Source organism: Spirulina sp. LEGE 11439 (genome assembly GCF_059821285.1).
In genome coordinates, this window is sequence record NZ_JCAMRX010000038.1 from 31,518 (window position 1) to 46,904 (window position 15,387).

At 44.8% G+C, this 15,387-nt stretch carries 11 protein-coding genes; 5 read left to right on the forward strand and 6 right to left on the reverse strand.

The window, feature by feature from the left end; translation table 11 throughout:
- Positions 1-56: 56 nt before the first annotated feature.
- On the reverse strand, positions 57-182 hold the full coding sequence (locus AC6RV6_RS21175; protein ID WP_500242867.1) for a hypothetical protein: 126 nt from the start codon (positions 180-182) through the stop codon (positions 57-59).
- A gap of 86 nt (positions 183-268) precedes the next feature.
- Between AC6RV6_RS21175 and gifA the strand changes: the two genes are divergently transcribed.
- From gifA to patR, 3 genes are all read left to right on the forward strand, one after another.
- Positions 269-469: a glutamine synthetase inactivation factor IF7A gene (gene gifA, locus AC6RV6_RS21180; protein ID WP_500242868.1), complete on the forward strand. Its 201-nt coding sequence runs from the start codon at positions 269-271 to the stop codon at positions 467-469.
- A 209-nt stretch (positions 470-678) separates the two neighbouring features.
- Complete coding sequence (locus AC6RV6_RS21185) at positions 679-1,557, forward strand: ABC transporter permease (RefSeq protein WP_500242869.1); 879 nt, start codon at positions 679-681, stop codon at positions 1,555-1,557.
- A 365-nt stretch (positions 1,558-1,922) separates the two neighbouring features.
- On the forward strand, positions 1,923-2,858 hold the full coding sequence (gene patR, locus AC6RV6_RS21190; protein ID WP_500242870.1) for a heterocyst master regulator PatR: 936 nt from the start codon (positions 1,923-1,925) through the stop codon (positions 2,856-2,858).
- Positions 2,859-2,903: 45 nt separating this feature from the next.
- On the opposite strand, the gene AC6RV6_RS21195 is transcribed toward patR, so the two are convergent.
- Entirely contained in the window at positions 2,904-6,194 is a 3,291-nt protein-coding gene (locus tag AC6RV6_RS21195) for a CHAT domain-containing protein (protein ID WP_500242871.1), read from the reverse strand.
- A gap of 257 nt (positions 6,195-6,451) precedes the next feature.
- Here AC6RV6_RS21195 and AC6RV6_RS21200 point away from each other — a divergent pair, with 257 nt between their 5' ends.
- Positions 6,452-6,700 (forward strand): Ycf34 family protein, encoded by a 249-nt coding sequence (locus AC6RV6_RS21200; RefSeq protein ID WP_500242872.1) that lies wholly within the window; start codon positions 6,452-6,454, stop codon positions 6,698-6,700.
- A gap of 78 nt (positions 6,701-6,778) precedes the next feature.
- On the opposite strand, the gene AC6RV6_RS21205 is transcribed toward AC6RV6_RS21200, so the two are convergent.
- Positions 6,779-8,662: an AAA-like domain-containing protein gene (locus tag AC6RV6_RS21205; RefSeq protein WP_500242873.1), complete on the reverse strand. Its 1,884-nt coding sequence runs from the start codon at positions 8,660-8,662 to the stop codon at positions 6,779-6,781.
- 424 nt (positions 8,663-9,086) lie between these two features.
- Here AC6RV6_RS21205 and AC6RV6_RS21210 point away from each other — a divergent pair, with 424 nt between their 5' ends.
- Positions 9,087-10,061 (forward strand): Npun_R2479 family HD domain-containing metalloprotein, encoded by a 975-nt coding sequence (locus AC6RV6_RS21210; protein WP_500242874.1) that lies wholly within the window; start codon positions 9,087-9,089, stop codon positions 10,059-10,061.
- Positions 10,062-10,161: 100 nt separating this feature from the next.
- Here AC6RV6_RS21210 and bioF read toward each other — a convergent pair whose 3' ends face one another.
- The 3 genes from bioF to ureC form a co-directional block, all read right to left on the reverse strand.
- Positions 10,162-11,325 (reverse strand): 8-amino-7-oxononanoate synthase, encoded by a 1,164-nt coding sequence (bioF, locus tag AC6RV6_RS21215; protein WP_500242892.1) that lies wholly within the window; start codon positions 11,323-11,325, stop codon positions 10,162-10,164.
- A gap of 65 nt (positions 11,326-11,390) precedes the next feature.
- The gene (gene proS, locus AC6RV6_RS21220; RefSeq protein ID WP_500242875.1) at positions 11,391-13,196 is read right to left on the reverse strand and encodes a proline--tRNA ligase; all 1,806 of its coding nucleotides are present in this window, start codon (positions 13,194-13,196) and stop codon (positions 11,391-11,393) included.
- A 291-nt stretch (positions 13,197-13,487) separates the two neighbouring features.
- Entirely contained in the window at positions 13,488-15,197 is a 1,710-nt protein-coding gene (ureC, locus tag AC6RV6_RS21225; RefSeq protein WP_500242876.1) for an urease subunit alpha, read from the reverse strand.
- Positions 15,198-15,387: the final 190 nt, after the last annotated feature.

Genomic DNA, 15,387 nt, shown 5'->3' on the forward strand with positions numbered 1-15,387 from the left:
CTAAGTTTTTTGGGAGCTTAAATATGATGATGCGCGATCGCTCTCTCTGTATATCATCATAATCCTAGCATTCTGCCTTTACCGCCCTTTCCAGTTTTGCTCGCGATCGGGACGGGAACGCGATCGCAGACCCATCCCAAAGCAATTATTAATTTTTGTTTAAAATTTCTATTTTGTATCATTTTTTACAGAATATTCCGATATAGTAAAAACATGAGCAAAAAACAGCACTCGATTTTACGAGGTCGGCAATCAGGAGATCAAAATTATGGATACTAAAAATCAAGCCCGTGCTTTAATGATGCGTCACACCAAACTTATCCGCAACCGTCAAGAGTCCATGTTAGGACGTGCGGCTGCTGAAATTGGGATGGACATTGACACAACACAATATTCTAATAGCATTCAAGGCAAACCCAGTTCTGCTTCTCGATCATCCTACGATCGCAGCAATGCGACCATGAGCTAAAAGTGCATCTCAAGCAACATATTTGGCAAACTCAAAGATCGTCGGTGTGAATTTATTTGTATAGTTGCAATTGTTGTTTCCCAGTTCAGTTTACGAACTGGGATATTTTTATTATTGGTTATTAGTTATTGGTTATTAGTTACTACGCTCTGAATGATAAACTAAACCCCAATGCCTAACTTCCAACCCTTAGTTCCCGATCCCTAACTATGACGGCATCGCTCAACAAACAACCTCGATGGCTACAATTTTTAACTTATCCTTCTCTATCCCGTCGGCTCATGCTCGTCGGGTTCGTTATTACGACTTTTTTTATCATTATCGCCATCTTTGCTCCAGTCTTTCAAGCATGGGGATGGTTGCAAGACCCCACCACATTTTTAGGTAATCCCATTCACGAGCCTCCCAGTCGCGAACATTGGTTTGGCACGGGTCGTCAAGGGTATGATATTTTCTCTCGGACTTTATTTGGCTCTCGCGTGGCATTGCAAGTGGTGATTTTAGCAACTTCTCTGTCGTTAACGATCGGCGTTCCTTTGGGACTGATTAGCGGCTATTTGGGAGGGAAGATCGATCGCATTATTTTATTTTTAATGGATACGATTTATACGTTACCGGGGTTGCTCCTTTCCGTAACATTGGCTTTTGTCGTGGGGAGAGGGGTCGGAAATGCTGCGATCGCTCTCAGTATTTCCTATATTCCCCAATATTATCGAGTAGTGCGAAATCATACCACCAGCGTAAAAACCGAACTTTTTATCGAAGCGGCTCGAGGGATGGGTGCAACGCCAACGCGAGTTCTATCTCGCTATTTATTTCTTAATGTCATTCAAAGCGTTCCCGTGTTATTTACCCTGAATGCCGCCGATGCCATTTTAATTTTAGGAGGCTTGGGATTTTTGGGACTGGGATTGCCTTTGGATACCCCCGAATGGGGTCACGATTTAAAATTGGCATTAGATTCCTTACCCACGGGAATTTGGTGGACGGCATTATTTCCGGGTTTGGCTATGACCCTGATGGTGACAGGACTTTCCCTCGTGGGAGAAGGATTGAGCGAAATTTTTAACCCCGAAATGGAACGGTAGTTATCAGTCACCAGTCACCAGTCACCAGTCACCAGTCACCAGTTATCAGTCACCAGTCACCAGTCACCAGTCACCAGTCACCAGTCACCAGTCACCAGTCACCAGTTATCAATCACCAGTTATCAGTTATCAGTTATCAGCGATCGAATTTCGCTTACTACTTGTCGTTTGGGGGAAAGATTTCTACAAAACTATACGGATATACCGCTAAAGCCCCTGCATTGAGTACAATAGGCAGACTGACCCGGCTAGCTTCATGCAACCCGGTGAAAACTCATCCGGAGGGAAACTAGAGCGGGATTCATCAGTCTGTACTAACGTTTGCCTGTCAAGGTAAAATGCTTATTCGCAGCGAGGATTGAATCATGCCTCTTTCCCGAGGAGTTCGAAACCCCATTATCGCGAATCCGTCTGCCGGAGCGCGTTTGTGCCAATCATCATCGTTATCTACCGTGTCTAATTTGCCACCCCGTGCCGATAACAGCACTGAAATGAACAACAACACTCAACCTCTTCCCGTGGAAACGACCGCCGAAACGCCAGATATTGCTTCTACCCGCAGTCCGCGCAAACAACCCATTCCCCCACCCAGCGAGCCAAGACAGTATCGAGCGATCGGTTTGGTTCGCGGTTGGTATAAACCTGCCGACGAACAATTAACCCGAGGGATTCTTCTGGGTGAAGACGGTACCGAAATCGATGCCGTTTTGCTGGGACGAACGATCAGCCTCATTAAAAATCATTTGAATTTAGAAGAATCTCATCTTTGGGTTGTATATCCTCGCACGCGCCAACAAGATGAAATGCTGCACGTTCAAATTACTGGGGTTTGGGAACCGGAATTACTGCACCCCGAAACCCTTGAAGCGAATGAAAATGAAGTCGATTCCGACCAGCCCAGCGAAACAACCAACAGGATCGTACCTGTAGAAGATGGCTATTTTTCAGTTCGAGGGGAAGCTATTTTTTATTCTCAAGAAGAAGAAAGCATCATCATTAAAATTTCGCAAATCCCTCGCAAAGAATCGGATAAGAAAAAATATTTCAAACTGAATCTCAAAGGAATATTAGCAGGAGGCAGAGTGCTAGGACACTTTTGGGATGTGCATATTCTTCGCCAAGGAACGGCCTTAACGATCCAAGAGGCTCACAATCTGGGTGAAGTCTTTAAACGGAAGAAACGATTTACCAAAGGCAAACCTTATAAGAAGTCTTACCAGCCAAGAAATGAAGTACCGAGGGGACCGCGAGCGAATATTCCCAAACCCGTGCAAAAAGCCGATCGCTCGACCAAACAATGAGAAAAGAGGAGGGAATGAGCAAAATCTGCTCGTTCCCTTTGCTCGTTACCAAGGATTGCCAATGAGCGTGAAGGCACTCCAATAGTAAGGGTGAGCCAGATTGCGATCGCCGATTCCTTCTAATTCTGAGGGGAGAGCCACTGTTCCGAGTGGGGTTATTAATTGCCCGTCTTTAACGCGAATTTGGCCGTTTAACATGGCGAGTTGTGCTTGGCGCAGGGCTTCAGCTTTAGTGGAATGGGTTTGCAAGCGATCGTAAAACTGGGACATAAAGGCTAATGTTCCTTCGTCATTCACATACCAAAGACTACCCATTGCGCTTTTCACGCCAGCCATGACAGCCAATCCCGAAAAGCCCAATTCTGCTTGTTCGTCTCCTAAGGCCGTTCGGCAGGCACTGAGAACTAATAAATTGACTTGAGGGTTATTGAGTTTTAATTCCTGCAAGCGATCTAACTGCAATTTGCTATCCCAAAATTGGATATAAGAATTACTCGGCGCACCGGATTTAAACTCTCCGTGAGTGGCCAAATGTACAATATTATAATCTCCTTTTTCTCGGGCGGCGTGAAAGTTATCGAGGGTAAATTCTTCGTTGAGATAAGCCGTCCCTTGCCACAAACTTTCAGTAATCATTTCCAGTTCAACTGGAACTGCCGGTAACGAACTTTGATTGACAAAGGTTTCTGCACCCATAGCCAGAATTTTTTGGCTGCGAATATCGCTATAACTGGTATCGGTTAAACTCAAACTGGGCATCATTCCCAAACTGTATTTTTCGATCGCAAATTTTTGACCGTCGTAAAGGGCAGCAAGGGGAATCGATCGCAATCCGGCATCCATAATAAAGGAAAGATTATTAATTCCTTGTGCCTGTAAATGGCTATCTAAAGGCGCGATGAGAAACCGATACAAATCTTGGGAAGATTCTAAATAAGCACCGGGACGGCGTAAATTCGTAATGTTGCGGCGATAATCGCGAACGGATTTGAGAATTTGTTCTCGTGTCGCTGGGGAAGTTTTGCGAATCACACCGCCTTCTGATGTCACGACAATTAATTCTAAGCGATCCGTACTGCGTCGATTCCGATTCTTGGGTAAGAAATTTTGGTGGTTTGTATTGGTTTGTGGATATTGCCAAAGTGTTTGCTCTTCAGCTTTAGTTGCACTTTTAATCCCATTATCGGCAACCTCGTCCGAGGTAAAGACTGCATAAACTAAAGCAGGTTTAATGCCAGTTAATTGTTCGATATCTCTGAGCTTTTGTTGCGCCTGTTCGGGGGTGACATTAGCAACATCACCGATGCCTAAATACGTGGTAAATTCTTCTGTGAAGTGTTCTTCGAGATTGTCTTCAATTTCTCCGGCTAGCTCTTCTTGCTGAAGTCCGGTATGTTCTCCAACAAAGTTAAATTCCTCAGATAAGTTTTCTTCAAATTCTATATTTTCAGGATTGGTATTTGTCTCTTCGGCGATTTCAGTATCAATAAAAGGATCGTTGTTACTAATAAAAATATTGCCTTGTTGAAATTCGGAGTCAAACAACTGGTACGGCAAAATTGAATACTGCCCGGTTGTAATCGCGCCTGCTGTGCCGTTTAGCCCAGCGCTGCCGACTTCAAAGAAACTACCACCATGATAGATAGAAATTGCTCCTCCTTCAAAATTTCCCGCCGTGGAGAGACTGGCAAAGAGTCCATTTTGAGCGAGAAAATAATCGGTGGCGCGGAAATAAGAATCCGTTGAAATATGGGTCATCCCACCAAAATAGAATCCTTCGGTTTTCAGATAGGAAATAGAAATATCTCCCATCGCTCTCAGACTAATATCGCCGCCGTTGCCTTGAGGTGCAGAAGCATTGAGAAATCCCGTGCCAATACTTTCGTATGCGCTAAATAGAGAGATATTGCCTCCTTGCTCTCCAGCGATCGAACGGGTAATAATATTGCCTGTCGAGATAGTTTCTTGTGCTGCGATCGCGACACTCCCTCCCCAACCATTTTCAGAAGCGGCATTAATATCACCCGTAAAAACATGACCGAAATTGCTTGATACGGATATCTCTCCTCCATCGCCATATCCGAGGGAACGCGCTGTTAAATTATCCGTGTAAATCGTGCTGTTGGCAGAGAGAGCGATCGCGCCGGCATTGGCATCGGAACTGCTAGTAATAATTTTATCAACCACAGCAATAAAGCCATTTTCAGCATTAAGGCTAACATTGCCGCCATCTTGAGAGATGCCAAAATTTGCGAGACTGCGAGTATCGATCGCGCCATAAACAAGAATACTCTCCCGCGCAGAGAGGGAAATGTCTCCACCTCGGCCGCTATCTTCTTCTCCTTCATAAGAAGAGGCATCGAGATCCCCGGTAAAAATATTGCCTCCAGCTTCTAGGGCAATATTCCCCGCATCCCCCCAATCATTTGCCGTACTCCAACGGCCGTTCAGCATTAAATCGCCATCGGCATAAACAAGGATATCTCTCCCTTCCCCATCTATCCCCCAAACATCCCCAGAAACGACTAAATTCGGGTCTGAACCAGCTTGACTTAATAACGTGTCTAAGCCATCTCCTGTTAATAATTCCGGTAAATTTAATCGTGTAATTTCTGTAATGATGCCATCGGCATTTCTTGGGGGTTCAATTTCCAAACTCAGGAGGGAACCGGCTTGGGAAATACGGATCAGGCTGCTTCCCGGGACTGAGGCGACAACTAAATTGCCATTAGTGGCGGCGAGATTTCCCTCACTGGCGATCGTTCCCGCTAATAGGGTCAAATCTCCTCCATAGACGGTTAAATCAGCCAGATTAATGATGCCGCGCGGGTTCTCCAGATCGAAGGCAAATTCTAAAGGCGTTCCCGTTAAATTAATATAATCGTTGTTTCCAAAGGCATTAAACCAGCGATCGCCTCCAAAGCCAATTCCCGTAGCGGTTGTAGCGGTGAAATCACCGGGGACGTTGAGAAAAGCCCCGGAGCCGAAGATAATTCCCGCAGGGTTCAATAAAAAAAGATTGGGGCTTCCGCCAGAAATTTGTATGAGTCCATTGATAATAGAAGCATTGCCCCCGACGACACGCCCCAAAATATTCATAATGTTAGGGTCGGCGATAAAATTAGCGGTTTCTCCCGCACCCAGTCCAAATTTCTGAAAAGTATGGAAAAGATTGTCTCCCGATAGAGTTCCTCCGTCAATGTCATAGGCTGAACCGACTGGCATGACAGTCGTTCCATCCCCTCCGGAGGTAATGGACTGAGCCAAAAGAGGTTGGTGGGATAAGGCGATCGCGCCAAATAGTGCAGAGAGAAACCAAGAGACTCTAAGGTTCATGAATTTTTAGCCAATGACAACTGTTGTGCTTTGGGAGCATGACAGCAAGAGAAATTTTCTCAATGAAGAATGGAAGAGATACCCTAACTCGAAGCGAGCAAAATTAAGATAAAAGTTGACTACAATCCATTATCTCGCAATTTCAGACAAAGAAGTGTAATTCTTATCACTCAGAAATCATTTGCAGACCGCAGTGCTAAAATTTGATTAATCATCGAATTATTTTCATTACACGAGCGCGTAGAGGGGAAAGGCTTATGTGTATTTGCGTGAACTGTCACTACGTCGATCGCTGCATCACCTATAATGCGGTTGAAACCCAACACCAGCAACCTCATTTAACCGACACACCGGATTTTGAACCCCAAGAACCGAGTATTAATGTCAATATCCGCACCCAACAAGAGTACGTTGAGATGGAATGGGACGTGGTAGGGTGCGAAAGTTTCTTGGAAGAAGCCGGAAAATGGGCAAAGCTACGTCCGGGAGAATTAATTCCAACTTAATTATTGGTTCACTGATAACTGATAACTGATAACTGATAACTGTGTCCCCCTTGGTTAGAAGGGGGATTTTAATTGTCGTTACAAAATATTATCCATGCGATCGCGGAAATAATTCCGATACAAATCGAAGCGAGGAGACACTTCATTTCCTTGCAGATCGACTAATCCCATACTGTGTAATTTAAAAGCCAAAATCGATTCTAATTCTACAGCTTCTTCACTGAGAACGACTTTTTTGAAGGCTGCGGCTAACTCTCGATGTTGCTGTAAATTCCACAGATGTCGCCGCAAATGATCGCCATAAATGCCTGCTTCTGTTGGCGCACTTTTAACTAATTTATTTAACTCCAATTGCCCTTGAGCAATGTGATAGAGTGCCAGTCGAACTAAATAAGGATGGCCGCCGACAATAGACATGAGTTGTTTAACTTGCGATCGCGTCCAATTTAGCCCGTGACGGCGTACCAAATCTTCAACTTGTTCGATACTAAATTCCGATAGTTCAATGGGCAAACCAACGTTAAATGGGGATTGATTGATATCCATCGGAATATAAACCTCGGTGGAATGAACGACCACTAAACGCAATTTTTCCCATAGATCGCTGTCGCCGCCACCATACCCCGCTTCTTCATACCATGCCCGCAATAAACCAAAGAAATCGTCGGCAATACTGGGATAGTCAAAAATGCGATCTACTTCATCCAATCCCAATACTAAAGGCTTATCTGATTCGGTTAACAAACAATCTTCAAAAAAGGCCGTACAATTATCTTTACTGCCGTAAGTATCCGTCCAATAATCGTCAATTTTATAGGGCAAGCGTAACTTACGGGAAATTTTCAAACAAAACCAGCGCAACAATTCGTTCAAGTTATGAAAAACAGTTTTATCTGCGTGTTGAAAACTTAATGGCACTGTACAATAACCTTGTTCTCGCGCATGATAAAGAATTCGTGCCATGAGAGAAGTTTTCCCCATTTGTCGGGGAGCCTTGAGACGAATGAGCGCCCCGGGTTGTGCGATCGCGCGATAGCATTTTTCCTCATTAGAATCCCGACTGATATAAAACTCAGATGCGAGACGCACTTGACCTTTGGGTAATTCCGGTTCCGCAACGGGAGTGGGAATCACAGATTGATGGGTTGCCGGGATCTCTGAGGTTAATTCTTCCTCGTGAGTCTGCCAATTTCCCTGTCTATCGAGAACCTGTAGGACTTCTTTGACGATCGCATCGGTATCCTTTTCGCGATCGTTCCATTCTCGCGCTTGAATGCCGTGTAAATAGGTTCGCAGTGCGTGATTGAGGGGAAAACTAACGGGTAACTGAATGCGAATAGGCAGAATAATCGGCGCTTGGCCGGCAGCGCGAAATTCCTTTACCTGCCGTAACTGCTCAATTGCGATCTCGCTCACTGCTGTTTCCGCAGAGAGGAGTAAAATAAAATAATCGCATTGAGCGAGTTCTGTTTCGATCTGAGCGAGGGGATGTACCCCCAGTACGTCTGTTGTGCGAAAAACGCGATGACCTTGTGAGATTAGGGTGTGAGCAAGAGGGATCGCCAACTGGATATCCGGTTCGCGATCGCGATGGGCGATGGCAATGCGATAAGTCGGTTTGAGGGGGTGCGATCGTGCCAAACGTTCGAGGGTGCCTTTGACGGTCTTTTTGGAGACTTTTTCTCCAATTGCTTGCGAGAGCTTTCGCCAGAGCTTGTAACCCACATATTTCTCAACATATTGGGGATTTAGGGGGTAAATTTTCTCATATGTTTGCCCTTGCCAAGACCCGGTAAACACCTCACGTTCTAAATCGTTGAGATGCTTCCCTGTCTTCGCGCAAACTAAGCGATCGGCCAGTTCTAACGCTTCTTTTACGTCCATCATATTTTGCAGATTAGCTGATGATTTGGCGGTAGCAATCGACCAACAATCGCGATCGCGAGTCCTTTCAATGACCAATGACTAATGACCCAGAACTCTGGCTTAAGCGGAGGCTGGAGGTAATGTCATCTTAACATCCGGATTGCGATCGCTACTGTTGTTAAATTTAACTACCATTAACTCAAGAAGCAGCATCTACCGGGAACAATTCCTATCTTTCTCTGTTGCCCATTCTAAAGGCAATTCTGCAAAACCCGTTGATTTTTATGAGGTTTTCTGAGGTTTCTCGAAATTTTATGAGGTATTTCGACCGAGGGTGTTGGCGACAGTCTTCCGCGAAAGAAAAAGAAATGAGGGATTGGGTCAAAACTCATGAGTTTTTCTGGTTTGCAACTCGGGGATTTTTAGGGAAACTATAGATAAGGAAACAGCAAACCGCCAAACAATTCCTGAAATTCTCTAATCTTTTTTTGTCACCAGCATTTATTTATCGGGGGAAGCTATGTTCAGTCTCATTGAAATCACTATTGACACTTGCATCCAACATCTGAAAGCTGCCTATTATAGCACCTACGGGAGCTTGAAGCCAGATTATCCGGAGATTATCGCTTGGGCAACAACGATGGCTCTAGAAAGTATTAACCGTAGTGATGCGGCTTATCACGATGTCGAACATACTGTGCTGGTTTCACTGACAGGTCAAGAGATTCTTCGCGGCAAGCAAATTCGCGATGGAGGAGTGACTCCAGAGGATTGGTTGCACTGTATTTTATCTCTTTTGTGCCACGATATCGGTTATCTTAAAGGCATTTGCAGTCACGATAATTTAGACGAAAGTCTTTATGTTATTGGTAAAAACGGAGAAGCCGTAAAACTCGCTCCCGGTGCTACTGATGCCAGTCTCACACCTTACCACGTCGATCGCGGTAAGCAATTTGTCAGCGAGAGGTTTGGCTATCATAAGTTGATTGATATTGGCATTTTGCAACGGAATATCGAACTCACTCGCTTTCCTGTTCCTAAAGGAGAGGTGTATGAGAATACTGGAGATTATTCGGGTTTAGTGAGGGCTGCCGATCTCATCGGTCAACTGGCAGATCCGCGATACTTGCAAAAACTGCCAGCTTTGTATCGGGAATTTGAAGAAAATGGCACGAACAAACAACTCGGATACGCTCACTCTGGCGATTTGCGGGCAGGTTTTCCTCAGTTTTTCTGGAATGTGGTTTACCCTTACATCGAACCGGGTTTAGCTTATTTGGAAGTCACTCAAGCCGGACGACAAATTATTGCTAACCTTTATGCCAATGTTTTCATTGTTGAGCGAGAACTCAAAAAAGCGGCTTCTCGCCAGCGCGAACAATCATCGGAGGAAACGCCAAAGGAAGCGCGTTTAGCGCGACCTCAAAATAGCAGACGCAGTAATAATTTAACCAACAATTGGGGCGATCGCGCTTTAGCTTTTCATCCCGGTTAATGATATGATTTAATTTCCTCGAATCAAAAATTCGAGGTTTTTTTTCTGGATATGCGATCGCTATTTTGATAAAATCAACTTGTATTAACTAACTTATTCTCTATGAGTTTATCTCATTAATAGTCTGCAAAAGTTTGTTGATATGTTGGGGGTCGTGCGTTGCCATAACAGATAAACGAATGCGGCTGGTCGGAACGGTTGGCGGGCGAATTGCAGGGGCAAAAATACCTTTTTTTTGTAATTGTTGAGCGAAATTGAGGGCAGCTTGTGGATTTTCGATACTCATACACAAAATAGGCGATTCAGAAGGAAAAAGAGTGATTTTTTTTATTAAATTTTGTTTAATTGTCTTGACATTTTCCCATAATTTCATTCGTCTTTCAGGTTCTTTTTTAATAATGCGAATAGCCGCGATCGCAGCCCCAGTATCCGCAGGTGATAATCCCGTGGTATAAATCCATGTCGAAGCACGATTGCGGAGAAAATCAATTAATAGTTTAGAACCGGCAATATATCCCCCCAAACTGCCCAAGGCTTTACTAAGAGTGCCGATTTGAATTAATGATTTTCCCGTACAATTAAAATGCTCTACACACCCCGCCCCTGTTGTGCCTAAAACGCCTGTAGCATGAGCCTCATCAATGAGCAGCATTGCATCATATTTTTCTGCTAATTCTAACAGTTCTGGTAACGGACATAAATCACCATCCATACTAAAAACGCTATCGGTGGTCATTAAACAACGGCGATATTGTTGGCGATGTTGCTGTAATTTTGCTTCTAAATCTTGGCGATCGCAGTGTTTGTATTCCATTACTGTCGCACCACTTAAAATCGCCCCATTTTTTAAACTGGAATGATTGTAGCGATCGCCTAAAATTAAATCTCTCTGTCCGACTAAAGCCGCGATCGCCCCCAAGTTTGCCAAATATCCCGAACTAAAAACCAGCGCATCTTCTGTTTGTTTGAGGTCTGCGATCGCTATTTCTAAGTCCCGATGTAATTGTCGATGTCCGCTTAATAGACGCGATCCGGTGCTTCCCGTCCCATAGTCTCGGGTGGCTTTTATCGCGGCTTCCACGAGGCGATCGTCCCCCGCAAGCCCCAAATAGTCATTGCTGGCAAAGTTAATCGCGTCTCGCCCTTCCAAGTTGATAACAGCACCTCCACGCCCTGCGATCGCTTTAACCGAACGATACCAATGGGCGCGATGAATGGTTTCTAGGGATTTTTCGAGCCAAGAATAGGGATTGTTATTAGTTATTGGTTGTTGGTTATTGGTTCTTAGCGATCGGTCAGTCTTTTCCTTTTTCACTGTTTCTCATTCCTTTAACTAATCGCGGAAGACAGCCAATTTTTGATTGTTGCGACCACTTCATCTAACGGAATATCTTGAGATTCTTTGGTCGCACGTTGGACAACCTCGACCTTACCTTCTTTTAAAGAACGTCCCGTAACAATACGATAGGGAATACCAATAAGATCGGCATCTTTAAATTTAACTCCAGCCCGTTCTTTGCGATCGTCTAACAGTGTTTCAATACCCGTCGAATTTAACGCTGTGTACAAATTTTCTGCCGCTTCCATTGCCTTTTCATCATTAATATTAGGGACGACAATAATCGCATGATAAGGCGCAATTGCCGGCGGCCAAATAATGCCATCTTTATCATGAGATTGTTCTACCGCAGACTGTGCTAAACGCGAGACTCCTACCCCATAACAACCCATGACAAACGGTAAAGATTTGCCATCTTCGCTGGTAAATGTCGCACCCATTGCTGTCGAATATTTCGTCCCCAATTGGAAGATATGTCCTACCTCAATTCCGCGTGCTGATTTTAACGCTTGTTCCGGGTCGCGGATGCTGCGATCGCCGGCTTCAGCTTTACGGACATCAACGACTAATTTAGGTAAAGGGTATTGTTTTTCCCAATTCACCCCAAAAGCATGATAGCCGGATTCATTTGCCCCTGTCACAAAGTTCTTTAAATCGACAGCCGTTTTATCCACCATGCGAATAAATTTGGGGTGAATATTTTTATCTTTTTTAATGCAATTGTCGCTGAGATCGGCAGCAATATAACCTAAAGGTAATGATGTTGTCGCCCATTTCCTTTGTGCTTCTTCGTCGGGAACTTCAAGGGATAAAATGGCATTTGCGCCAAATTCAGTCAGTAATTTGCTAATTTCGTTTTGCAACTTGACATTGTTAACATCGCGATCGCCGCGAATGCTGACCAATATCAACACCAATAAACCATTATCTAAAACTGCTTCATACAAGACATTTTTCAAGATTGCTGTCGGAGAACATTGAGCAAATTCTGCTAAGGTTGCAATGGTAGGCGTATTAGGAGTTTCTCGTTTTTCGTACTTTGTAAACGGTGAAGCCTCAGTTTCAGGAGGAATCGATTCTGCTTTCTCGACATTTGCCGCATATTTGCCATCTTCCGTGTATAAAATTTCATCTTCGCCAATTTCTGCCAAGACCATAAACTCTTGAGAACCCGATCCTCCGATTGCACCGGAATCGGCTTCTACTGCCACAAAATCTAAGCCACAACGAGAAAACATATTGCGATAGGCGCGATCCATATCCTGATAAGTTTCTTTTAAACTCTCCATATTAGCATGAAAAGAATAACCATCTTTCATAATAAATTCTCGCCCGCGCATTAAGCCAAAACGAGGGCGAATTTCATCGCGAAACTTGCTTTGAATTTGATATAAGTGCAGGGGAAGTTGGCGATAAGAACGAATCATGTCCTTCGCAACTGTTGTAATCACTTCCTCATGAGTGGGTCCGAGGGCGACTTCGCGATCGCGGCGATCGGTAAACGCAAACATGATCCCCTCTGCTTTGGTATAAGTATCCCAACGCCCCGACTCTTTCCATAATTCCGAGGGTTGTAGTTGAGGAAGCAAGCATTCTTGGGCTCCCGTCGCGTTCATTTCTTCCCGCACGATCGCTGATATCTTTTGCAACACGCGCCACATGAGGGGAAGATAGCTATACAAACCACTGCCAACGCTTCGGATGTATCCTGCCCGCAGCAACAATTGATGGCTGGGAATAACCGCTTCGGCTGGGGATTCCCGGAGAGTGACAAAGAGCATTTGAGACAGTCGCATACAGATTTCCCTTTTTCAGTGCAGTTGCATCGATCTAGGATATCAGTCTTGTTTGCAGATTGGGCAAGGATTGTATAAAAGTTTGCAATGTTGACAAAAGAGCCGCGATCGCTTCTTCGTTATTTATTCGTTATTTAAACGTAAAGCAATAACTGTGGCTCGTCCGATCGCTGTTAATCCAGAAAAAGGATAGTAAGTGGTTATCGTGATTTAGAAAATTTGTTTGAGGATGATGACAAACAATAACACAAGATGCGATCGCTATTTATTTACTCATCTTTAAGATGAGAATCAAAACAGAAAATAACGTTGCGCCATCGGTAAAACTGTTGCAGGTTCGCAGGTTAATAACTCCCCATTAGCGCGAACTTCATAAGTTTCTGGATTCACTTCAATGCTCGGCATACTATCATTGAGTTTCATGTCTTTCTTACCAATTTGACGAGTATGAGAAACCGCCGCTACTGGCTTTTGTAAACCAATTTGTGCTGCAATTCCTCCTTCTACTGCTGCTTGAGAAACAAACGTCAAAGAAGTTGCCGCGATCGCACCGCCAAAACTGCCAAACATGGGACGCATATGTACTGGTTGAGGGGTGGGAATGCTCGCATTGGGGTCTCCCATTTGCGCCCAGGCGATCGCGCCACCTTTAATAATAATTTCCGGTTTCACCCCAAAAAACGCGGGTTTCCACAAACATAAATCGGCGATTTTGCCAGCTTCTACGGACCCGACATAATTGGCAATCCCGTGAGCGATCGCCGGATTAATCGTATACTTCGCAATGTAGCGTTTGGCGCGTAAATTATCGTTGCGTTGGCTATCTTCCGGCAAATGTCCGAACTGTACCTTCATTTTGTGAGCCGTCTGCCATGTGCGAATAATCACTTCTCCTACTCGTCCCATTGCTTGGGAGTCCGAGGCAATCATGCTAAATGCGCCGCGATCGTGCAAAATATCCTCAGCCGCAATGGTTTCTCGACGGATGCGAGACTCCGCAAAGGCAACATCCTCGGGAATACCGCGATCGAGGTGATGACAGACCATTAACATATCGAGATGTTCTTCAAGGGTATTCGTGGTGTAAGGTCGAGTGGGGTTCGTCGAAGAAGGGAGAACATTACTCTCGGCGCAAACCTTGATAATATCGGGAGCATGACCACCCCCTGCCCCTTCTGTGTGATAAGTGTGAATAGTGCGATCTTTAAAAGCGGCGATCGTATCTTCCACAAACCCAGCTTCATTTAAAGTGTCCGTATGAATGGCAACCTGTACGTCACATTCATCTGCCACACTTAAACAAGTATCGATCGCTGCCGGAGTCGTCCCCCAATCTTCATGTAATTTTAACCCCATTGCCCCCGCCTGCACCTGTTCCACCAGTCCGTCGGGTTGACTGCTATTGCCTTTGCCGAGAAAGCCAAAATTAAGGGGAAAGGCATCGGCAGCTTGTAACATTCGGTAAATATTCCACGCCCCCGGAGTGCAAGTTGTCGCATTAGTTCCCGTCGCCGGACCCGTCCCGCCGCCGATCATCGTGGTCACTCCCGAAGCGATCGCCGTTTCGATTTGTTGCGGACAGATAAAGTGAATGTGTGCGTCAATTCCCCCAGCCGTCAAGATCGAACCTTCCCCCGCTATCGCTTCCGTAGAGGGTCCGATGATAATATCGACATCATTTTGAATATAAGGATTTCCCGCTTTGCCGATCTTGACAATTTTGCCATCTTTAATGCCGACATCTGCTTTCACAATTCCCCACCAATCGAGAATGAGGGCATTCGTAATCACTAAATCCACCGCTCCATCTGCACGAGAAATAGGAGATTGTCCCATCCCATCGCGAATCACTTTACCGCCGCCAAATTTAACCTCATCCCCGTAGCGAGTCAAATCTCGTTCAACTTCAATAATTAATTCTGTATCTGCCAAACGGACGCGATCGCCAGTGGTGGGTCCGTAGGTTTCGGCATAAGCGCGGCGATCCATGCGATAGCTCATAATCTCTCCTCAAAGCTGCGATCGTGGGGAAAACATAGATTTTACTGTATCAGAGTCAGGTCAGGAATGTCACTTCAACAGTATAATTAATAATATGAAAATTATCTGACATATCGTTCCCATGATTCCTCTCAAAAACCAAAAGAATTGTAACGAGTCAGAGATTCTGAGTCAGCCAACTCAAATCTAA

What these genes read in the sequence shown, in the direction of transcription:
- proS (WP_500242875.1), bottom strand. Translation starts at nt 13,196, where the DNA reads ATGCGACTGTCTCAAATGCTCTTTGTCACTCTCCGGGAATCCCCAGCC.
- AC6RV6_RS21175 (WP_500242867.1), bottom strand. Translation starts at nt 182, where the DNA reads ATGATACAAAATAGAAATTTTAAACAAAAATTAATAATTGCTTTGGGA.
- AC6RV6_RS21185 (WP_500242869.1), top strand. Translation starts at nt 679, where the DNA reads ATGACGGCATCGCTCAACAAACAACCTCGATGGCTACAATTTTTAACT.
- ureC (WP_500242876.1), bottom strand. Translation starts at nt 15,197, where the DNA reads ATGAGCTATCGCATGGATCGCCGCGCTTATGCCGAAACCTACGGACCC.
- AC6RV6_RS21200 (WP_500242872.1), top strand. Translation starts at nt 6,452, where the DNA reads ATGTGTATTTGCGTGAACTGTCACTACGTCGATCGCTGCATCACCTAT.
- AC6RV6_RS21210 (WP_500242874.1), top strand. Translation starts at nt 9,087, where the DNA reads ATGTTCAGTCTCATTGAAATCACTATTGACACTTGCATCCAACATCTG.
- patR (WP_500242870.1), top strand. Translation starts at nt 1,923, where the DNA reads ATGCCTCTTTCCCGAGGAGTTCGAAACCCCATTATCGCGAATCCGTCT.
- gifA (WP_500242868.1), top strand. Translation starts at nt 269, where the DNA reads ATGGATACTAAAAATCAAGCCCGTGCTTTAATGATGCGTCACACCAAA.
- AC6RV6_RS21195 (WP_500242871.1), bottom strand. Translation starts at nt 6,194, where the DNA reads ATGAACCTTAGAGTCTCTTGGTTTCTCTCTGCACTATTTGGCGCGATC.